Below are 17,639 nucleotides of genomic sequence, written 5' to 3'. Positions count from 1 at the left end.
CGGCCCGCCGGGCCGGTGACCGGGCGGCGTACGCTCCGGGCATGACCGTTTTCGACGCAGTAGAGATCGACCGCCTCCTGGGCGGCCCCGCCGACCTGTCCCAGTACGCGGGCCGGGCCGTCCTCATCGTCAACGTCGCCTCCAAGTGCGGCCTCACCCCGCAGTACACCGCCCTCGAGCAGCTCCAGGAGCGGTACGCGGAGCGCGGCTTCACGGTGCTCGGCGTGCCGTGCAACCAGTTCATGGGGCAGGAGCCGGGCAGCGCCGACGAGATCGCGGAGTTCTGTTCCGCGACGTACGGCGTGACGTTCCCGATGACGGAGAAGGTCGACGTCAACGGCCCCGGCCGGCACGCCCTGTACGCGCGGCTCACCGACACCGCGGACGCCGAGGGCCACAGCGGGGACATCCGCTGGAACTTCGAGAAGTTCCTGGTCGGGCGCTCCGGTGAGGTCGTCGCGCGGTTCTCGCCGCAGACGCTGCCGGACGCTCCGGAGGTCGTGACCGCGATCGAGAAGGAACTCGCGGCCGGCTGACGGACCGGGCCACCGGTCTTCGGGGGCTACGAGGACGGGCGCGGGGCGCGGCCGGTCAGCGGGATGTGGGCGACCGGCCGCCAGCCCGCCGAGGTCAGCTCGACCACATGCAGCCGGGCGACCTGCGCGGTGATCGGCAGCCGGCGCGCGGCGCGCCGCTCGATCGCCTCGGCGACGCCGGGCTCGGCGCCCAGCGCCACGGTCAGATGCGCCCGCGGATCCGGGCCGAACCGGCCTCCGTACGGGACCTGCCGCGGATAGGCGGCGCGCAGCGCGGTGGCGAGCGGGCCCAGTCCGGGCACCGGGACGCCGACGAAGCCGTCGGCCCGCTCGGTCCGGGTCAGGTCCACCGTGACGGGCCCGGTCGGCGACAGCACGCCGCTCAACCGCTCCAGGCCCTCGTCACCGAGCCGCGCCGCCGGGATCCAGGGGTAGAGCAGCGCCACGTGCGCGGGCACGCCCGCCCGCACCACCCGTGCGTCCACCGACGCCGCGACCTCCAGCAGAACGTCGGCCTCCGGCACGAGTGCCAGTACCGCCGTCGTCCCCGTCTCGGGCATCACATGCTCCTCTCGGCCGCCCGCAGCATCCCACGCGCGGGGGCCCCGCCCGTCACCGTTCGCAGTGAGCGGGGCGCAGTCGCACCGGTAGCCTGCGCACGCTGTTGCCCACGAACGAGGCGTGGCGCGGGAGTTCGGGCTCCGGGACGGCCAGGTCCAGGTCCGGGTAGCGGGTGAAGAGCTGCCGGAGCGCGGTGGTCGCCTCCATGCGGGCCAGCGGCGCTCCCATGCAGAAGTGGGGGCCGTGACCGAGGGACAGGTGGCGGGCCGGGCCGCGGGTGAGGTCGAAGCGGTCGGCGCCGGGGCCGTGCGCCGACGGGTCGCGGCCGGCGGCGGAGTATCCGGCGAGGACCGGGGTCCCTCGGGGGATCGTCGTCCCGTCGAGCTCCAGGTCGCGGGTCGGGTAGCGGAACGGGAAGTAGCTGACGGGGCTGTCCCAGCGCAGCGTCTCCTCGACGACGTCCTCCCACGTCGCGCTCCCGTCCCGGACCAGAGCGAGCTGCTCGCGGTGGGTGCACAGGGCCCGTACGGCGTTCGTGATCAGGTTCAGTGTCGTCTCGTGCCCGGCGATGATGATCAGCATGAGGGTGCCGAGCAGTTCGTGGGGGCCGAGCCGGTCGCCGTCCTCCTCGCGGGCCGCGATCAGCGCACTGGTGAGATCGTCCCCGGGGTCGGCGGCGCGGGCCGCGGCCACCTGTCCCAGCACCTCCACCATCTCGCGGTTCGCCGCCACCACGGCCTGGGGGCCGATGTCGGTGGCGACGATCTGGCTGGAGAGGTGGTGCAGCCGGTCCTGGTGCCCGGCGTCGACGCCGAGCAGTTCGCAGATGACGCCCATGGGGAGCGGCAGGGCGAAGTGCCGTCGGAGGTCGGCCACTCCGTCCCCGTCCGCCGCCGCGGCCTCGAGTCCGTCGAGCAGTTCGCGCGTCAGCTCCTCCACGCGGGGACGGAGCGCGGCCACCCGGCGGGCGGTGAAGGCCCGTCCGGCCAGGGAGCGCAGCCGGCGGTGGTCCGCGCCGTCGGCCGTCGTCATGCCCTGGACCGTGGCGAAGGTGCGCAGCGGCCAGCCGTCGGGTATCCGCCCCTCCTGCAGCGCGGTGAAGTGGGCCGCGTCCTTCGCGACATCGGGGTGGGCGAGGAACTCCTTGAGCGCCTCGTGACCGAGCACGGCCATCCCCGGCACGTCGCCGGGCAGGGTCACCGCGGCGACGGAGCCGGAGGCGAGCAGCCGGGCGTTGTCGGCGTGCGGACAGCCGCCCGCCGGATCCAGCCGGTGCGCCTCCCCCGCCGTGCCCCCCTGTGTGTGCCCCTGCTGTGTACGCGTCTGTGCAGTCAACGGTGCCCTCCCCCTAGGCGGCCCGTCCGGCCGTGTGCCGCACATCGTAGAGGTACGGGAACGGCTGCCACCCGGGCGGTATTGACGCGCGTAGCGCCGTTCCGCCACTGTCGGTACCCCCAGGCTCCCTCCCTCTGGAGGCATCGTGCTCAGACGCTCGCTCCGCGCCCTGCTCACGCTTGTCATGCTCGGCTCATTGGCGACGCTCGGTACGGCGGTCACCGCCGGCACCGCGCACGCCGACACCTGTTACACCTGGAACCGCACCCTCAGCGAGGGCAGCAGCGGCGAGGACGTCCGCCAGCTGCAGATCCGCGTCGCCGGCCACCCCGGCTACGGCGGAGTCCTCGCGGTGGACGGCCAGTTCGGCCCCGCCACGAAGGCCGCGGTCACGCGGTTCCAGCAGGCGTACGGCCTGTCCGCCGACGGCGTCGCCGGAACCCAGACCTTCAGCAAGATCTACGCGCTCCAGGACGGCGACTGCACGCCGATCCACTTCACCTACGCGGAGATGAACCGCTGCAACTCCGACTGGTCGGGCGGCGCCGTCTCCGCGGCGGCGGCGAAGGCCAACGCCCTCCAGCAGATGTGGAAGCTGGAGGCCCTGCGGCACGCCCTCGGCGACCGGTCCCTGAACACCAGCAGCGGCTTCCGCTCCTACTCCTGCAACAGCGCGGTCGGCGGCGCCGCCGGCAGCAACCACCTCTACGGACGCGCCATCGACCTCGTCGGCACCCCGTCGTTCTGCGAGATCGTCAAGCAGGCCAGGTACCACGGCTTCAACGAGATCCTCGGCCCGGGCTACCCCGGCCACAGCGACCACGCCCACCTCGGCAGCCAGAGCTCCCGCTACTGGTCGGCGTCCTCCTGCGGCATCTAGCCCCCCGCACCCCGCCGGGGCGCCCGGCCCACCCCGGCCGCCCCGGCTCACCCCAGAAAACTCAGCCGGACCTGGCGGTCGGGGTTGTCCTTGTTCGTGTCGACCAGGCACACCGACTGCCACGTCCCGAGTTCCAGCCGCCCCCCGATCACCGGGAGCGTCGCGTGGGGCGGGACGAGGGCCGGGAGGACGTGGTCGCGGCCGTGGCCGGGGGTGCCGTGGCGGTGCTGCCAGCGGTTGTCGGCCGGGAGCAGGGTGTGCAGGGCGGCCAGGAGGTCGTCGTCGCTGCCGGCGCCGGTCTCGATCACGGCGATGCCCGCCGTGGCGTGCGGCACGAAGAGGTTGAGCAGGCCGTCGCGGCCGTCGGCGGCGACCCGGAGGAACGACTCGCAGTCGCGGGTGAGATCGACGACCCGTTCCGTGGATCCGGTGGTGACGTGCAGGACGTACGTCGTGAAGGCTTCGGGCATGGGGTCATTGTGGCCGATTCGGGGCGGCCGGGCGCGGTGGCGCGGCCACGGGGCGCTCACGGAGCGATCACGCGGGTCCACGGTCTGAGACACCGTTGACCGTCCGCCGACGAACTGGCTACGTTCTGCGGCATGTTGCGTTCAGCCCTTCTCACCACGCGCGGTCACATCGACCTGCTGCGGGTGGCTTCCGCCGCGTGTCGACGCGGCCGCTGACGCCTTTCTCGCTTCCCCGGCTCCCCTCGCGCTGATCCTCGCCCGACCCCCGTCCGCCTCTGCCGACCGCCTGCCGGTCGGTCGGTCGGTCCCAGGGTCTTTCGCGCGGGTCCGGCTCGGGACCACTTCACCTTTGACCTGATCCGTCGCGGCCTCGCGGTGTCCGCCGGCGCGTCGTCGACGCGCGCGTTCGCCGCCCCGCCATGACGCCCTTCCTCCTGCCATGGAGTGCCATGAGCATCAGCCATGCCCCGCCCACGCCTGCCACGGGCGACATATCCGTCAAGTCGGATGCTACGGGTGTTCAGAATGCCGCCCCGGACAGTCCCGGGCCCGAACTCGTGCCCCTCGTCGCCTCCTCCACCCGGCGCACCCGCGTGCCCCGCTGGCTGCGCCGCAGCTCGGGCCCGCTCCTCCTTCTCGCACTGTGGCAACTCCTCAGCGTCACTGGGGTGTTGACGCCGGAGGTACTGGCCTCGCCCGGGACCATCGCGCGGGTCGGCGGCGATCTGATCGCCGACGGGTCGCTGCCGAACGCCATGGGAGTGTCGCTCCAGCGTGTGGCGCTCGGGCTGCTCTTCGGGCTCGTCGTCGGCGTCGGACTGGCCCTGACGTCCGGGCTTTTCCGCGTCGGCGAGGATCTCGTCGACGCCAGCGTCCAGATGCTGCGGACGGTGCCGTTCGTCGGGCTGATCCCCCTGTTCATCATCTGGTTCGGGATCGGCGAGGCCCCGAAGGTCGCGATCATCACCCTCGGTGTCTCGTTCCCGCTGTACCTGAACGTGTACGCCGGCATCCGCGGCGTCGACGCCCAACTCATCGAGGCGGGCGAGTCGTTGGGGCTCAGCCGCTGGGGACTCGTACGGCATGTCGTGCTGCCGGGCGCGCTGCCCGGCGCCATGACGGGGCTGCGCTTCTCGCTCGGTGTCTCCTGGCTCGCGCTGGTCTTCGCGGAGCAGGTCAACGCGGACTCCGGCATCGGCTTCCTGATGGTGCAGGCGCGGGACTTCCTGCGCACCGACGTCATCGTCGTGTGCCTCGTCGTCTACGCGTTCCTCGGCCTGCTCGCCGACTTCGTCGTCCGTACCCTCGAAAGGCTGCTGCTGCAATGGCGACCGACGTTCACCGGCCGTTGACCGGATCCGAATCGGACCGCGCCGACTCCCCCGCCGTCGCGGTGCGGGTCGCGGGACTCACCCGGTCCTTCGACGGGCGGGCGGTGATCGACGACCTGCGACTCGACGTCCGGCCCGGCGAGTTCGTCGCCCTGCTGGGCCGCAGCGGCTGCGGCAAGTCGACGCTGCTGCGCATCCTCGCGGGGCTCGACCGGGACATCGAGGGCACGGTCCTCGTCCCGCGCCGCAAGGCCGTCGCGTTCCAGGCACCCCGGCTGATGCCGTGGAAACGGGTGTGGCGCAACGTGCTCCTCGGACTGCCCGGCACCCCTGAACGCGCCGACGCCGAGCGGGCGTTGGAGGAGGTCGGGCTCGGGCACCGGGTCGACGCCTGGCCCAAGACGCTGTCGGGCGGCGAGGCCCAGCGTGCCTCGCTGGCGCGTGCCCTGGTCCGCGAACCCGATCTGCTGCTGCTCGACGAACCGTTCGGCGCACTCGACGCCCTGACCCGGATCAAGGCGCAGCGGCTGGTCGGTGAGCTGTGGCAGCGGCGGGGCTGCGCCGTCCTGCTCGTCACGCACGACGTGGAGGAGGCCGTGCTCCTCGCCGACCGCGTCCTCGTCATGGACGGCGGCGTCATCGCGCACGAGACCCAGGTCGATCTGGCGCGGCCGCGTGACGTCACGGATCCGCGCTTCGCCGAACTGCGCGGCGAACTGCTGCGCCGGCTCGGCGTCGACGACCACGACGCCCCCGTGCCCGCGGGCTCCGTCAGCGGCGGGGACCAGGCCTCCGCCGCCTGACGCGCCCGCCCCTCCCCCTCCCTATCACCCTCACCGTCACCGTCACCTCGAAATGGAATCCGTCATGAGACGCCCCCTGCTGCTCCCGGCCCTGCTCGCTCCCCTCGCGCTCGTCCTCTCCGCCTGCTCCGGCGCCTCGTCCGCCAGTACGTCGACCGTCGGCTCCGGCGGCGGCACGGACGGGAAGGGGGCTCTCACACTCAATGTCGGTGACCAGAAGGGGGGTTCGGAGGCCGTGCTGCGGGCCGCCGGTGAACTGGACGACCTGGACTACAAGATCCGCTGGTCCACGTTCACCTCGGGCCCACCCCTCCTGGAGGCCATGAACGCCAAGGCCGTCGACATCGGCGGCGTCGGCAACACCCCGCCGGTCTTCGCCGCCGGCGCCGGTTCGAAGATCAGGGTCGTGGCGGCCAGCCACGGCACCGCGTCCGGCGACACCGTGCTCGTACCGAACGACTCCGCGCTCAAGGACCCGGCCCAGCTCAAGGGCCGGTCCGTCGCCGTGGCGCAGGGCTCCTCAGCGCACTACAACCTGGTCGCGACCCTGCGCAAGGCAGGCCTCGACCTCAAGGACGTCAAGGTCAAGTACCTTCAGCCGGCCGACGCCCTGGCCGCGTTCACCGCCGGGAAGGTCGACGCGTGGGCGGTCTGGGACCCGTACACCTCGCAGGTGCTGCGGGCGAAGCAGGGGCGGGTGCTCAGCGACGGGAACGGGCTCTCCAACGGGCTCGGCTTCCAGGTCGCCTCCCCCTCCGCACTCGCCGACAAGAAGAAGGCGGGGGCGATCAAGGACTATCTCGACCGGCTGCGGCGGGCCCAGGAGTGGGTGTTCAAGCATCCGGAGGCGTGGGCGAAGGTGTGGGCGAAGGACACCGGGCTGCCGTACGAGGTGGCGCTCGACGCGGTGAAGCGGACGAACGGCACCCGGGTGACCGTCGCCGTCGACCAGGGCGCGGTCGACTCGGAGCAGAAGATCGCCGACACGTTCACGCAGCTGAAGCTCATCCCGCGCAAGGTCGACTTCGGCGATTTCGTCGACCGGCGCTTCAACGGCGACCTTCCGCCCTCCACCACCGCCCCGCGCACCTACGGCAAGGAGTCCTGAGCCATGACCGTTCATCTGCACTGGTTCCTGCCGACCGGCGGCGACGGCCGCAGTCTCGTGGACCGGCACGCCTTCAGCGGCGGGGCGCTGCCGCGCACTCCGGGCGGGGCGATCGCCGGGGTGCGCACGCCGGACCTCGGCTATCTGATCCAGATCGCCAAGGCCGCCGAGCATCTCGGTTTCGAGGCGGTGCTCACGCCGACCGGCACGTGGTGCGAGGACGCCTGGCTGACGACGGTCGCGCTCGCGCAGCACACGCAGCGGCTGAAGTTCCTGGTGGCGTTCCGGCCCGGTGTGATCTCACCGACGCTCGCGGCGCAGATGGCGTCGACGTACCAACGGCTCACACAGGGGCGCCTGTTGCTGAACGTCGTCACGGGCGGGGACTCAGCCGAGCAGCGCCGCTTCGGTGATCATCTCGACCACGACCGGCGCTACGCGCGCACCGACGAGTTCCTGTCGGTGGTGCGGGGTGTGTGGGGCGGGGAGCCCTTCGACTTCGCCGGGGAGCACTATCGGATCGACGGCGGGTTCACGGCCTTGCCGCCCGACCCGCTGCCGGAGATCTTCTTCGGGGGGTCGTCGCCGGCGGCCGGGCCGGTGGCGGCGCGGCACACGGATGTCTATCTGACCTGGGGCGAGCCGCCGGAGCAGGTGAAGGAGAAGATCGACTGGATCCGCTCGCTGGCGGAGCGGGAGGGGCGGACGGTCCGGTTCGGGATCCGGCTGCACACGATCTCGCGGGACTCGGCGCGGGAGGCGTGGGCGAGCGCGGACCGGCTGCTGGACGATCTCGACGCGGACACCGTCGCCGCCGCGCAGGCCGCGCTCGGGCGCAGCGAGTCCGTCGGGCAGCAGCGGATGCTCGCCCTGCACGGCGGGCGGCGCGAGGGGCTGGAGATCGCGCCGAACCTGTGGGCGGGGGTGGGGCTGGTGCGTGGCGGCGCGGGGACCGCGCTGGTCGGCAGCCACGCGGAGGTCGCGGACCGGATCGAGGAGTACCACGCGCTCGGCGTCGAGCACTTCGTGCTGTCCGGGTATCCGCATCTGGAGGAGGCCTACTGGTTCGGCGAGGGAGTGATTCCGGAGCTGGCGGCGCGCGGGCTGACCGCGGGGGCGGACGCGGGTACGGGGGCTCGGGGCGCGGCTCCGCTCCTGGTCGCGCGCGGCCGCTGAGACGCCGGGAAGATCTCGTACTCCGATGGAGTTAGTAGAAACGTGAACGAAATCGGGGTACGAGAAGGCGCCGCGGCGACGGACCCGCGGCCGGTCGACGTGGTGGTCGTCGGCGCCGGTCAGGCCGGGCTGTCCGCCGCACACCACCTGCGCCGGGTGGGCCTGGAACCGGAGCGGGACTTCCTCGTCCTGGACCACGCGCCGCGACCGGGCGGCGCGTGGCAGTTCCGCTGGCCCTCGCTCACGTACGGCAAGGTGCACGGGATGCACGCGCTGCCCGGCATGGAGCTGACCGGAGCCGATCCGGACCGGCCGTCGTCGGAGGTGATCGCCGCGTACTTCGACCGGTACGAGCAGGCCTTCGACCTGCGGGTGCGGCGCCCGGTCGACGTGCACCGGGTGCGGGAGGGCGACGGCGGACGGCTGCTCGTCGAGACCTCCGCGGGTACGTGGTCGACGCGCGCGCTCATCAACGCCACGGGCACCTGGGACCGGCCGTTCTGGCCGCGCTACCCGGGCCAGGAGACCTTCCGCGGGCGCCAGTTGCACACCGCTCAGTACCCGGGGCCCGAGGAGTTCGCCGGACAGCGGGTCGTGGTGGTCGGGGGCGGCGCCTCGGGCACCCAGCACCTGATGGAGATCGCCCCGTACGCGGCGTCGACGACCTGGGTGACGCGCCGGCCGCCCGTCTACCGCGAGGGCCCCTTCGACGAGAACCGGGGCCGCGCGGCGGTGGCCCTGGTCGAGGAGCGGGTCCGCCAGGGGCTCGCCCCGCTGAGCGTGGTCTCCGTGACCGGGCTTCCGGTGAACGACGCGATCCGCGAGGCCCGCGCCGACGGTGTCCTGGACCGGCTGCCCATGTTCGACCGCATCACCGAGACCGGCGTGGCCTGGGACGACGGGCGCGAGATCGAGGCCGACGTCATCCTGTGGGCCACCGGGTTCCGGGCGGCCATCGACCATCTCGCGCCGCTGCGGCTGCGCGAACCGGGCGGCGGGATCCGCATGGAGGGCACCCGCGCGGCCCTCGACCCCCGGGTGCACCTGGTGGGGTACGGCCCGTCGGCCAGCACGATCGGCGCGAACCGCGCGGGGCGGGCCGCCGTGCGGGACATCCAGCGGTTGCTGGCGAGGGATGCGGTGACGGTGGGCTGAGGGGCGGGGGCCTGTCGCGGGGTGCCGTGGCGGTCGGCAAGGACGCGGCGTCTCGTGGCGGTGGGCTGAGACATGCGGTGGCCGTAGCCGCCAGCTGAGGCGTGGGGGCGGCCCGGACGGCCGCGGCGGCCGGGACAGCCTGGTCCCGGCCGGCCTGATCAGCCCTGCTGCTGGGGCTGCTGCGGCTGTTGGGACTGCTGGGGTTGCTGGGGCTGCTGAGGCTGCGCCGACTGTTGCTGGGGCTGCTGCGATTGCTGCGGCTGCGGGGGCTGCGCCGACTGCTTCGGCTCCCCCTTCTGCGCTCCCGCCTGGTTCTTGTTGAACTCCACGACGTTCTTCTGCTGCTCTTCGTAGTTCGCCGTGAAGCGCGTGTCGCCCGGCTTCACGGTGACGAAGTAGACCCAGTCACCCTGCGCCGGGTTCATCGCCGCCTTCATGGCCTGCTCCCCCGGGTTGCCGATCGGCGACGGCGGCAGGCCCGTGCGCGCGTACGTGTTGTACGGGCTGTCGGACTTCATGTCCTGCTCGCTGGTCTTCAGGGTGGAGCGGCCGAGCCCGTAGTTGAGGGTGGAGTCCATCTGCAGGGGCATGCCGCGGTCGAGCCGGTTGTAGATGACGCGGGCGACCTTCGCCATGTCCGCCGGGTTGTCCGCCTCGGCCTCGATGATGCTGGCGACGGTGATGGTCTGGTACAGGTTCATCGCGTTCGGGTCCGCGCCGGCGGTGGGCTGCTTCGCCTTGAACTTCTGGTTGGCCGTGTCGACCATGTACGCCAGCACGGACTGCGGTGTCGACTTGTCGTTGAGGGGATACGTCGCCGGGAAGAGGTAGCCCTCCGGGTTGCCCCGGGCGTCCCCCGGCAGCTTGAGGCCCGCCTGCGGCACGGCCTTCTTCGTCGTCCCGACCGGTACGCCGAGGGCCTTGTCCACGGCGTCGTAGATCTGCCCGGAACGCCAGCCCTCCGGAATCATCAGGGCCTCGGGCCGCCCCTGGTCGTCGCCGGACAGCGCCAGCGGCACCGCGACGGCGGTGGCCGCCACGACGGCCCCGGACGCCAGCAGCGCGATGCGGCCCCTGCGCGTGAGTCGGACGGTCCTCCGTCGCGGAATCTCGTTCAGCATGCCGGAACGGTAACCCGCAGATCGGGGCATTTCTGGCATATCTTCATGTCGGATGCCCGCAACGACCCCGACTGGGTCAGCGCCGGGACACCCGCGCATGTCCGCAGGCTCAGGCGACGGCGATCTGCTCCTCGGGGACGGACTCCGTCGCCGTGTCGAGCTCCGCGTCCCGTCTCACCAGGGCCGCGTAGCGCCCGTCGCGCTCCAGGAGCTCTTCATGGGTACCGCGCTCCGCTATGCGCCCGGAGTCCAGGACCACGATCTGGTCGGCGCCCCTGACGGTGGACAGGCGGTGCGCGATGGTGAGCGTCGTGCGGTCGGCCGACAGCGCGTCGATCGCCTCCTGCACCGCGTGCTCGGTGCGGGTGTCGAGGGCGCTGGTCGCCTCGTCCAGGATGAGGACGGGCGGGTCGCGCAGGATGGTGCGGGCGATGGCCAGGCGCTGCTTCTCGCCGCCGGAGAACCGGTGGCCGCGCTCGCCGACCACCGTGTCGTACCCGTCGGGCAGCGAGGCGATGTGGTCGTGGATCTGTGCGGCGCGGGCCGCGGCGTGCAGCTCCTCGTCGGTGGCGTCCGGCTTGGCGAAGCGCAGGTTCTCCGCGACCGAGGCGTGGAACAGGTAGGTCTCCTGGGAGACGACGCCGATCGCGCGGGCCAGCGTGTCGAAGTCGAGGTCGCGCACGTCGATCCCGTCGAGGGTGACCCGGCCGCCGGTGACGTCGTACAGCCGCGGCACCAGGTAGCTGAGGGTCGACTTCCCGGAGCCGGTGGGGCCCACGACGGCGAGGCTGCCGCCGGCGGGGACGGTGAGGTCGATGCCGTCGAGGATCGCTCCGTGCCGGTCGTCCTGGGTGTCGTAGCGGAACTCGACGTCCTCGAAGCGGACCTCGCCCTTGACGGTGTCGAGGTGGACCGCGTCCTCGCGCTCGGTGATGTCGACGGGCAGGTCGAGGTACTCGAAGATGCGCTGGAACAGGGCGAGCGAGGTCTGGATCTGCACGCCGGTCTGCAGCAGGCTCACGGTGGGCCGGAACAGGCCCTGCTGGAGCGAGACGAAGGCGACGAGCGTGCCGATGGAGACGCCCGGCCCGCCGAGCTGGAAGGCGATGCCCGCGGCCCAGTAGATGACCGCGGGCATGGCGGCCATGACGATGGTGATGACGGCCATACGCCAGCGGCCGGCCATGCTGGAGCGGACCTCGAGGTCCACCAGGCGGTCCGACTCGTCGGCGAAGGACGTGGTCAGCGAGTCGGCGCGGCCCATGGTGCGGCCGAGCAGGATGCCGCTGACGGAGAGCGACTCGGTGACGGTGGCGGCCATCTCGGCCATCTGCTTCTGGCGCTCGGTGGCGATCTTCTTGCGCTCGCGGCCGACACGGCGGCTGATCCACACGAAGACCGGCAGCAGGAGCAGGGAGACGACGGTGAGCCGCCAGTCGAGGGCGATCATGGCCACGACGGTGGCGATCACGCTCGTCAGGTTCGACACGAGGGACGTCGCGGTGGAGGTCACGGTCGCCTGCATGCCGCCGATGTCGTTGGCGATGCGGGACTGGACCTCGCCCGTGCGGGTCTTGGTGAAGAAGGCGAGCGACATGCTCTGCAGCCGCCCGTACACGGCGGTGCGCAGGTCGTGCATGACGCGCTGGCCGACCGTCGTGGAGATGAGGGTCTGGAGGACGCCGAAGACGCTGGTGACGACGGCGCTGGCGATCATGCCGAGGGCGAGCAGGCTGAGCAGCCCGGTGCGGCCCTGCGGGATGGCGACGTCGAGGATCTCCTTGAGCAGGAAGGGGGTGGCGACCGTGACCAGGGACGCGGCGCCGACCAGCAGGCCGACGACGGCCAGCCGGCCTCGGTAGGGACGGAAGAGGGACAGGATGCGGCGGATCTGGCGCGGGCGGCCCGATGTCTTCGCATCGGGGGGCGGCGTCCAGTCGATGTCGTCGCGACGCATGGGCCTCCTAGGGAGAGAGGTGTCCGAGCCTTCGAGCCCGGACTTTGAGGAGCATAGCTCATTGTTACCTATACTCACAATGCACGAGGTCCTGATAATGTTCCCCGCATGAGCACCCCGGACGCCGACGGCTTCCTCGCCGAGCAGCTGCTGCGCCTGAGCCGTCGCCTGCACCGCATACAGAAGCGCCAGCTGGAGCCGGTCGGGATCACCCCCGCGCAGTCCCGGCTGCTGCGCACCCTGGTGCATTACGAGGCCCCGCCCCGGATGGCCGATCTGGCCGAGCGCCTCGAAGTGGTCCCGCGCGCGGTGACCAGCACCGTGGACGGGCTGGAGGCCGGCGGCCTGGTGCGCCGCGTCCCCGACCCCACCAACCGCCGGGTCATCCGGATCGAACTCACCGAGCAGGGCCGGGCCGCCCTGCGGGACCTGCGCAGCGCGCGCCGCGCGGCGGCAGAGGAGATCCTGGCCCCACTGGACGCGGAGCAGCGCGCCCAGCTGACGACGTTGCTGAACGCACTGTTCGAGAGCCCGCGCGAGCGGGACTGCTGAGGACCGGGCGGGCCGCGCGGCGGCCCGCCCCCGACCGCCGACCTGGGAGAGGCCATGCCGCTGCTGGAGCCGAAGCCGGAAGCCCTGCGTCCACGCTCCCGCGCGTCGGGCCCCGCGCCCGACCGGGTGCCGGACCGGCGGGCGGGCGGCACCCCGGAGCCGCTGCGTTCGGAGCTGACCCGGCTGCTCGGCGCCGACAAGGTCCTCACAAAGGTCTCCGACCTGGTGCGCTACGCATCGGACGCGAGCCCGTACCGCTTCGTGCCGCAGGTCGTGGTGGTCGCCGAGGACATCGACGACGTGTCGGCGGTCCTCTCGTACGCGCACGGCAAGGGCCGCGAGGTGGTCTTCCGCGCGGCGGGCACGTCGCTGAACGGGCAGGCGCAGGGCGAGGACATCCTCGTCGACGTCCGGAAGTTCTGGTCGGGCGTCCAGGTGCTCGGCGACGGCTCGCGGGCCCGGATCGGCCCGGGCACGACGGTCGTACGGGCCAACGCCGCGCTGGCCCGGCACGGCCGGGTGCTCGGCCCCGACCCCGCCAGCGCGATCGCCTGCACGATCGGCGGCGTGGTGGCGAACAACGCGTCGGGCATGACCGCGGGCACGACGCGGAACTCGTACCGGACGCTCGCCTCCCTCACCTTCGTACTGCCGACGGGCACGGTCGTGGACACGGCCGACCCGGCAGCCGACGAGGAGCTCGCGCACGCCGAGCCCGCCCTGTGCGAGGGCCTGCTGGCGATCAAGCGGGAGATCGAGGAGGACGCCGAGCTCACCCGCAGGATCCGCGCCAAGTACGAGATCAAGAACACGAACGGGTACCGGCTCGACGCGTTCCTGGACGGGTCGACGCCCGTCGAGATCCTGCGCGGACTGATGGTGGGATCCGAGGGCACGTTCGGGTTCATCTCCGAAGTCGTCTTCGACACGCTGCCGTTGGACCGCCGGGTGTCGACCGCCCTGCTGTTCTTCCCCTCCCTGCCCGCCGCCGCGGCGGCCGTGCCGGTCTTCAACGAGGCGGGCGCCCTGGCCGTGGAGCTGATGGACGGAAACACGCTGCGGGCGTCGGTCAGCGTGCAGGGTGTCCCGCAGGACTGGGCGCGGCTGCCGAAGGACACGACGGCGCTCCTGGTGGAGTTCCGCGCGCCGGACGAGGCCGGGCAGTCCGCCTACGAGGAGGCGGCGGCGCGGGCGCTGGAGGGGCTCGACCTGGTGGCGCCGGTCGAGTCGGTGACGAACACGTTCACGCGCGACCCGAAGACGATCGCCGGGTACTGGAAGGCCCGTAAGGCGTTCGTGACGGCCGTCGGCGGTTCGCGTCCCTCGGGCACGACGCTGATCACCGAGGACTTCGCGGTGCCGCCGGCCCGGCTCGCCGAGGCCTGCGAGGCGCTGCTCGGCCTCCAGACGCGGCACGGGTTCGACGCCGCCGTCGCCGGTCACGCCGCGCACGGCAATCTGCACTTCCTGCTGGCGTTCGACGCGGGCAAGCCGGCCGACGTCGCGCGCTACGCGGCGTTCATGGACGACTTCTGCCGGCTGACGGTCGAGCGGTTCGACGGCTCGCTCAAGGCGGAGCACGCGACGGGACGGAACATCGCGCCGTTCCTGGAGCTCGAATGGGGGCCCAGGGCCACCGAGTTGATGTGGCGCACCAAGCAGGTCATCGACCCGGACGGGGTCCTCGCCCCGCGCATCGTGCTCGACCGCGACCCCGAGGCGCATCTGCGCGGTCTGAAGACGATCCCGAAGGTCGAGCCGATCGCGGATCCTTGCATCGAGTGCGGCTTCTGCGAGCCGACGTGCCCGAGCGAGGACCTGACCACGACACCCCGTCAGCGGATCGTGCTGCGCCGCGAGATGATGCGCCAGCCCGCCGGTTCCCCCGTCGAGGACGCGCTGATCGACGCGTACGGCTATGACGCGGTCGACACCTGTGCCGGTGACTCCACATGCAAGCTGGCGTGTCCGGTCGGCATCGACACGGGCGCCTTCATGAAGGAGTTCCGGCACGCGCGGCACTCGCCGCGCGAGGAGCGGGTCGCCGCGCTGACCGCGAAGAACTTCAGGGCGGTGGAGGCCTCCGCGCGGCTCGCCGTGGCCGCGGCGGACAAGATCGGCGACCGGCTCGGCGACCGGTTGCTGACCTCCGTGACCACGGCCGCGCGCAAGGCGGTCCGCCCCGACCTGGTGCCGGAGTGGCTGCCGGAGATCCCGGCCGCCGCCGCGCGCGCCCTGCCGCGCACCGCGCGCGTGGGCGCGTCGGCCGTCTACTACCCGGCGTGTGTGAACCGGATCTTCGGTTCGCCCGGCGACGTCTCGCTCCCCCAGGCCGTCGTCGCCGTGTCCGCGCGCGCGGGCCGCCCGGTGTGGATCCCGGACGACGTGGCGGGCACCTGCTGCGCCACGATCTGGCACTCGAAGGGCTACGACGAGGGCAACGCGCTGATGGCGAACCGGATCGTGGACGCGGCCTGGGGCTGGACCGCGGGCGGCCGTCTGCCGCTGGTCGTGGACGCGTCGTCCTGCACGCTCGGCATCGCGCACGAGGTCGTGCCGTATCTCACCGACGACAACAGGGAGTTGCACGCGGAGCTGACCATCGTGGACTCGCTCGTGTGGGCGGCCGACGAGCTGCTGCCGCGGCTGACGGTCGAGCGGACGGTGGGCTCGGCGGTGCTCCATCCGACCTGCTCGATGGAGCACCTCGGTGACGTCGGCAGTCTGCGGGCGCTGGCCGAGGCCTGCGCGGACGAGGTGGTGGTCCCGGACGACGCGGGGTGCTGCGCGTTCGCGGGCGACCGGGGCATGCTGCACCGGGAGCTGACGGAGTCCGCGACCGCGAAGGAGGCCGCGGAGGTCCTCTCCCGCCCCTACGACGCGCACCTCTCGGCGAACCGGATGTGTGAGGTCGGCATGGACCACGCGACGGGCCGCTCCTACTACTCGGTCCTCATCGAGCTGGAGCGGGCGACGCGCCCCGGCGCGGCCGGCCGGTGACCCGGGCATCCTCCCGCCCGGGTCACACGAGTCCAAAGGCTCGGTAAAGGAAGTCCAACTCCTCGTCCAATTCCCCCTCTTGCGCCCCTGCTCTCACCCCCAGCAGGGTGGCTTGCGTTTGCCCCGGCACCGCACCCACCCCTGTTGGAGGTCCGATGCACGACAACGAGAGCACCCCCCTGGACGCCCCCGGGCCCGACGGCCGGTCCCGCCGCGAGGTGCTGCGCACCGCGGGTGTCGCCGGCGCCGGGCTCGGCCTCTTCGCCCTGGGCTCGGGCGGCACGGCGCAGGCCGCGGAGTCCGCAGGGACCGAGGAGGCGGTCGCCGCGAGCACCGCCGCGGCCCCCGCGCGGCAGGGCGAGACGATGATCGGGGTGCCGTTCGAGCGGCGCAGCACGGTCCGGGTCGGCATCATCGGCCTCGGCAACCGCGGCGGCAGCATGATCGACCTCTTCCTCGCGATACCGGGCGTCCAGGTCGTCGCCCTGTGCGACCCGGTCAAGGAGAAGACGGAGAAGGCCGCCGCGAAGGTCACGGCGGCGGGGCAGCCCGCGCCCGCGACGTACACCAAGGGCGATCACGACTTCGAGAACCTGTGCAAGCGCGGGGACGTCGACTTCGTGTACGCGGCGACGCCGTGGGACTGGCACTTCGAGATGGCGAAGACGGCGATGCTGAACGGCAAGCACGTCGGCGTCGAGTGTCCGATCGCCCTCCAGCTCGACCAGTTGTGGGAACTGGTCGACCTCTCGGAGCGCACGCGCAGACACTGCATGCAGCTGGAGAACTGCTGCTACGGGCGCAACGAGATGCGCGTGCTGCGGATGGCGCACGCGGGCAAGTTCGGCCGGCTCCTGCACGGCGCGGGTGCGTACAACCACGACCTGCGCGGCCTCATGTTCGACCCGGACTACTACGAGGGCCCGTGGCGCCGGCTGTGGCACACCCGGCTGCGCGGCGATCTGTACCCGAACCACGGCTTCGGGCCGGTCGCGAACTACATGGACATCAACCGCGGTGACCGCGTCACCCACATCTCCAGCTTCGGCACCCCGGCGCTCGGCCTCGCCGAGTACCGCGAGGCGCACATGCCGAAGAGCGATCCGAGCTGGAAGGAGACGTACATCGAGTCGGACCGCACGATCAGCCTGGTCCAGACGGCGAAGGGCCGAGTGATCCGCCTCGAGCACGACGTGAGCACCCCGCACCCCTACTCGCGTATCAACCAACTCGGCGGCACCAAGGGTGTGTTCGAGGACTACCCGGCCCGGATCTACCTCGAGCCGGACCAGTCCAACGACGCCTGGGGCGACTTCGGGCAGTACGCCGACTGGGACCACTGGCTGTGGAAGGAGCACGCCAACCCGCCGGGCGGGCACGGCGGCATGGACTACATCATGGTGTTCCGCCTGATGCAGACGATGCGCCTGGGACTCGTACCCGACTTCGACGTGTACGACGCCGCGACGTGGACCTCGCCGGTTCCGCTGAGCCATCTGTCGATCAAGGCGAAGGGCGCGCCGCAGGCGATCCCCGACTTCACGCGCGGCGGCTGGCGCGTGGAGCGGGGCGGCGTCGACTCGGAGAAGCCGGGCGAGGCCTGAGAGCCCTGAGGGTGTGGAGGGGGCGGGCCTGGTGGCCCGCCCCCTCCGAT

General features: G+C 72.2%; 16 protein-coding genes. 11 read left to right on the top strand and 5 right to left on the bottom strand.

The window, feature by feature from the left end:
* Positions 1 to 41: 41 nt before the first annotated feature.
* Positions 42 to 536: a glutathione peroxidase gene (locus IAG42_RS31120; protein WP_188340280.1), complete on the top strand. Its 495-nt coding sequence runs from the start codon at positions 42 to 44 to the stop codon at positions 534 to 536.
* Between the two features lie 26 nt (positions 537 to 562).
* Here the strand turns inward: IAG42_RS31120 and IAG42_RS31115 are convergent, their stop codons facing one another.
* Both IAG42_RS31115 and IAG42_RS31110 read right to left on the bottom strand, forming a co-directional pair.
* The gene (locus IAG42_RS31115) at positions 563 to 1,096 is read right to left on the bottom strand and encodes a 2'-5' RNA ligase family protein (RefSeq protein ID WP_188340279.1); all 534 of its coding nucleotides are present in this window, start codon (positions 1,094 to 1,096) and stop codon (positions 563 to 565) included.
* Positions 1,097 to 1,148: 52 nt separating this feature from the next.
* Positions 1,149 to 2,366, bottom strand: coding sequence for a cytochrome P450 family protein (locus IAG42_RS31110; protein ID WP_223206454.1), 1,218 nt, complete (start codon positions 2,364 to 2,366; stop codon positions 1,149 to 1,151).
* A 211-nt stretch (positions 2,367 to 2,577) separates the two neighbouring features.
* On the opposite strand from IAG42_RS31110, the gene IAG42_RS31105 reads away from it, so the two are divergent.
* On the top strand, positions 2,578 to 3,312 hold the full coding sequence (locus IAG42_RS31105; protein ID WP_188340277.1) for a D-Ala-D-Ala carboxypeptidase family metallohydrolase: 735 nt from the start codon (positions 2,578 to 2,580) through the stop codon (positions 3,310 to 3,312).
* Between the two features lie 47 nt (positions 3,313 to 3,359).
* Here IAG42_RS31105 and IAG42_RS31100 read toward each other — a convergent pair whose 3' ends face one another.
* Positions 3,360 to 3,782, bottom strand: coding sequence for a YjbQ family protein (locus IAG42_RS31100; RefSeq protein ID WP_188340276.1), 423 nt, complete (start codon positions 3,780 to 3,782; stop codon positions 3,360 to 3,362).
* Positions 3,783 to 3,914: 132 nt separating this feature from the next.
* Here IAG42_RS31100 and IAG42_RS38625 point away from each other — a divergent pair, with 132 nt between their 5' ends.
* The 6 genes from IAG42_RS38625 (at position 3,915) to IAG42_RS31075 (ending at position 9,355) form a co-directional block, all read left to right on the top strand.
* A complete protein-coding gene (locus IAG42_RS38625) occupies positions 3,915 to 3,998 on the top strand; it encodes a putative leader peptide (RefSeq protein ID WP_313884353.1) in 84 nt (27 codons plus the stop codon).
* A 233-nt stretch (positions 3,999 to 4,231) separates the two neighbouring features.
* A complete protein-coding gene (locus tag IAG42_RS31095; protein WP_188340275.1) occupies positions 4,232 to 5,134 on the top strand; it encodes an ABC transporter permease in 903 nt (300 codons plus the stop codon).
* A complete protein-coding gene (locus tag IAG42_RS31090; RefSeq protein ID WP_223206220.1) occupies positions 5,107 to 5,916 on the top strand; it encodes an ABC transporter ATP-binding protein in 810 nt (269 codons plus the stop codon). Before IAG42_RS31095 ends, IAG42_RS31090 begins: the two co-directional genes overlap by 28 nt.
* Before the next feature lie 64 nt (positions 5,917 to 5,980).
* Positions 5,981 to 7,024, top strand: a complete 1,044-nt coding sequence (locus tag IAG42_RS31085; protein ID WP_188340274.1) for an ABC transporter substrate-binding protein — start codon at positions 5,981 to 5,983, stop codon at positions 7,022 to 7,024.
* Positions 7,025 to 7,027: 3 nt separating this feature from the next.
* Positions 7,028 to 8,200 carry an LLM class flavin-dependent oxidoreductase gene (locus IAG42_RS31080; protein WP_188340273.1) on the top strand — a complete coding sequence of 391 codons (1,173 nt, stop codon included), beginning with the start codon at positions 7,028 to 7,030 and terminating at the stop codon, positions 8,198 to 8,200.
* A gap of 42 nt (positions 8,201 to 8,242) precedes the next feature.
* On the top strand, positions 8,243 to 9,355 hold the full coding sequence (locus IAG42_RS31075; protein WP_188340272.1) for an NAD(P)-binding domain-containing protein: 1,113 nt from the start codon (positions 8,243 to 8,245) through the stop codon (positions 9,353 to 9,355).
* Between the two features lie 158 nt (positions 9,356 to 9,513).
* Here the strand turns inward: IAG42_RS31075 and mltG are convergent, their stop codons facing one another.
* Positions 9,514 to 10,476 (bottom strand): endolytic transglycosylase MltG, encoded by a 963-nt coding sequence (gene mltG, locus IAG42_RS31070; RefSeq protein WP_188340271.1) that lies wholly within the window; start codon positions 10,474 to 10,476, stop codon positions 9,514 to 9,516.
* A gap of 109 nt (positions 10,477 to 10,585) precedes the next feature.
* Entirely contained in the window at positions 10,586 to 12,433 is a 1,848-nt protein-coding gene (locus IAG42_RS31065; protein WP_188340270.1) for an ABC transporter ATP-binding protein, read from the bottom strand.
* A gap of 108 nt (positions 12,434 to 12,541) precedes the next feature.
* Here IAG42_RS31065 and IAG42_RS31060 point away from each other — a divergent pair, with 108 nt between their 5' ends.
* From IAG42_RS31060 to IAG42_RS31050, 3 genes are all read left to right on the top strand, one after another.
* Positions 12,542 to 12,985 carry a MarR family winged helix-turn-helix transcriptional regulator gene (locus IAG42_RS31060; RefSeq protein WP_188340269.1) on the top strand — a complete coding sequence of 148 codons (444 nt, stop codon included), beginning with the start codon at positions 12,542 to 12,544 and terminating at the stop codon, positions 12,983 to 12,985.
* A gap of 54 nt (positions 12,986 to 13,039) precedes the next feature.
* Positions 13,040 to 15,985 (top strand): FAD-binding and (Fe-S)-binding domain-containing protein, encoded by a 2,946-nt coding sequence (locus IAG42_RS31055; RefSeq protein ID WP_188340268.1) that lies wholly within the window; start codon positions 13,040 to 13,042, stop codon positions 15,983 to 15,985.
* Between the two features lie 155 nt (positions 15,986 to 16,140).
* On the top strand, positions 16,141 to 17,589 hold the full coding sequence (locus IAG42_RS31050; protein ID WP_188340267.1) for a Gfo/Idh/MocA family protein: 1,449 nt from the start codon (positions 16,141 to 16,143) through the stop codon (positions 17,587 to 17,589).
* Positions 17,590 to 17,639 lie beyond the last annotated feature (50 nt).

The sequence above is a fragment of the Streptomyces xanthii genome (assembly GCF_014621695.1).
In the GTDB taxonomy this organism is placed as follows: Bacteria; Actinomycetota; Actinomycetes; order Streptomycetales; family Streptomycetaceae; genus Streptomyces; species Streptomyces xanthii.
Note: the sequence above shows the minus strand (reverse complement) of the source record. Positions and strands in the feature narration are given on the sequence as shown.

Coding starts and splice junctions, on each gene's coding strand:
- IAG42_RS31120 (WP_188340280.1), top strand. CDS start 42: ATGACCGTTTTCGACGCAGTAGAGATCGACCGCCTCCTGGGCGGCCCC.
- IAG42_RS31115 (WP_188340279.1), bottom strand. CDS start 1,096: ATGCCCGAGACGGGGACGACGGCGGTACTGGCACTCGTGCCGGAGGCC.
- IAG42_RS31100 (WP_188340276.1), bottom strand. CDS start 3,782: ATGCCCGAAGCCTTCACGACGTACGTCCTGCACGTCACCACCGGATCC.
- IAG42_RS38625 (WP_313884353.1), top strand. CDS start 3,915: ATGTTGCGTTCAGCCCTTCTCACCACGCGCGGTCACATCGACCTGCTG.
- IAG42_RS31095 (WP_188340275.1), top strand. CDS start 4,232: ATGAGCATCAGCCATGCCCCGCCCACGCCTGCCACGGGCGACATATCC.
- IAG42_RS31090 (WP_223206220.1), top strand. CDS start 5,107: ATGGCGACCGACGTTCACCGGCCGTTGACCGGATCCGAATCGGACCGC.
- IAG42_RS31085 (WP_188340274.1), top strand. CDS start 5,981: ATGAGACGCCCCCTGCTGCTCCCGGCCCTGCTCGCTCCCCTCGCGCTC.
- IAG42_RS31080 (WP_188340273.1), top strand. CDS start 7,028: ATGACCGTTCATCTGCACTGGTTCCTGCCGACCGGCGGCGACGGCCGC.
- mltG (WP_188340271.1), bottom strand. CDS start 10,476: ATGCTGAACGAGATTCCGCGACGGAGGACCGTCCGACTCACGCGCAGG.
- IAG42_RS31065 (WP_188340270.1), bottom strand. CDS start 12,433: ATGCGTCGCGACGACATCGACTGGACGCCGCCCCCCGATGCGAAGACA.
- IAG42_RS31060 (WP_188340269.1), top strand. CDS start 12,542: ATGAGCACCCCGGACGCCGACGGCTTCCTCGCCGAGCAGCTGCTGCGC.
- IAG42_RS31055 (WP_188340268.1), top strand. CDS start 13,040: ATGCCGCTGCTGGAGCCGAAGCCGGAAGCCCTGCGTCCACGCTCCCGC.
- IAG42_RS31050 (WP_188340267.1), top strand. CDS start 16,141: ATGCACGACAACGAGAGCACCCCCCTGGACGCCCCCGGGCCCGACGGC.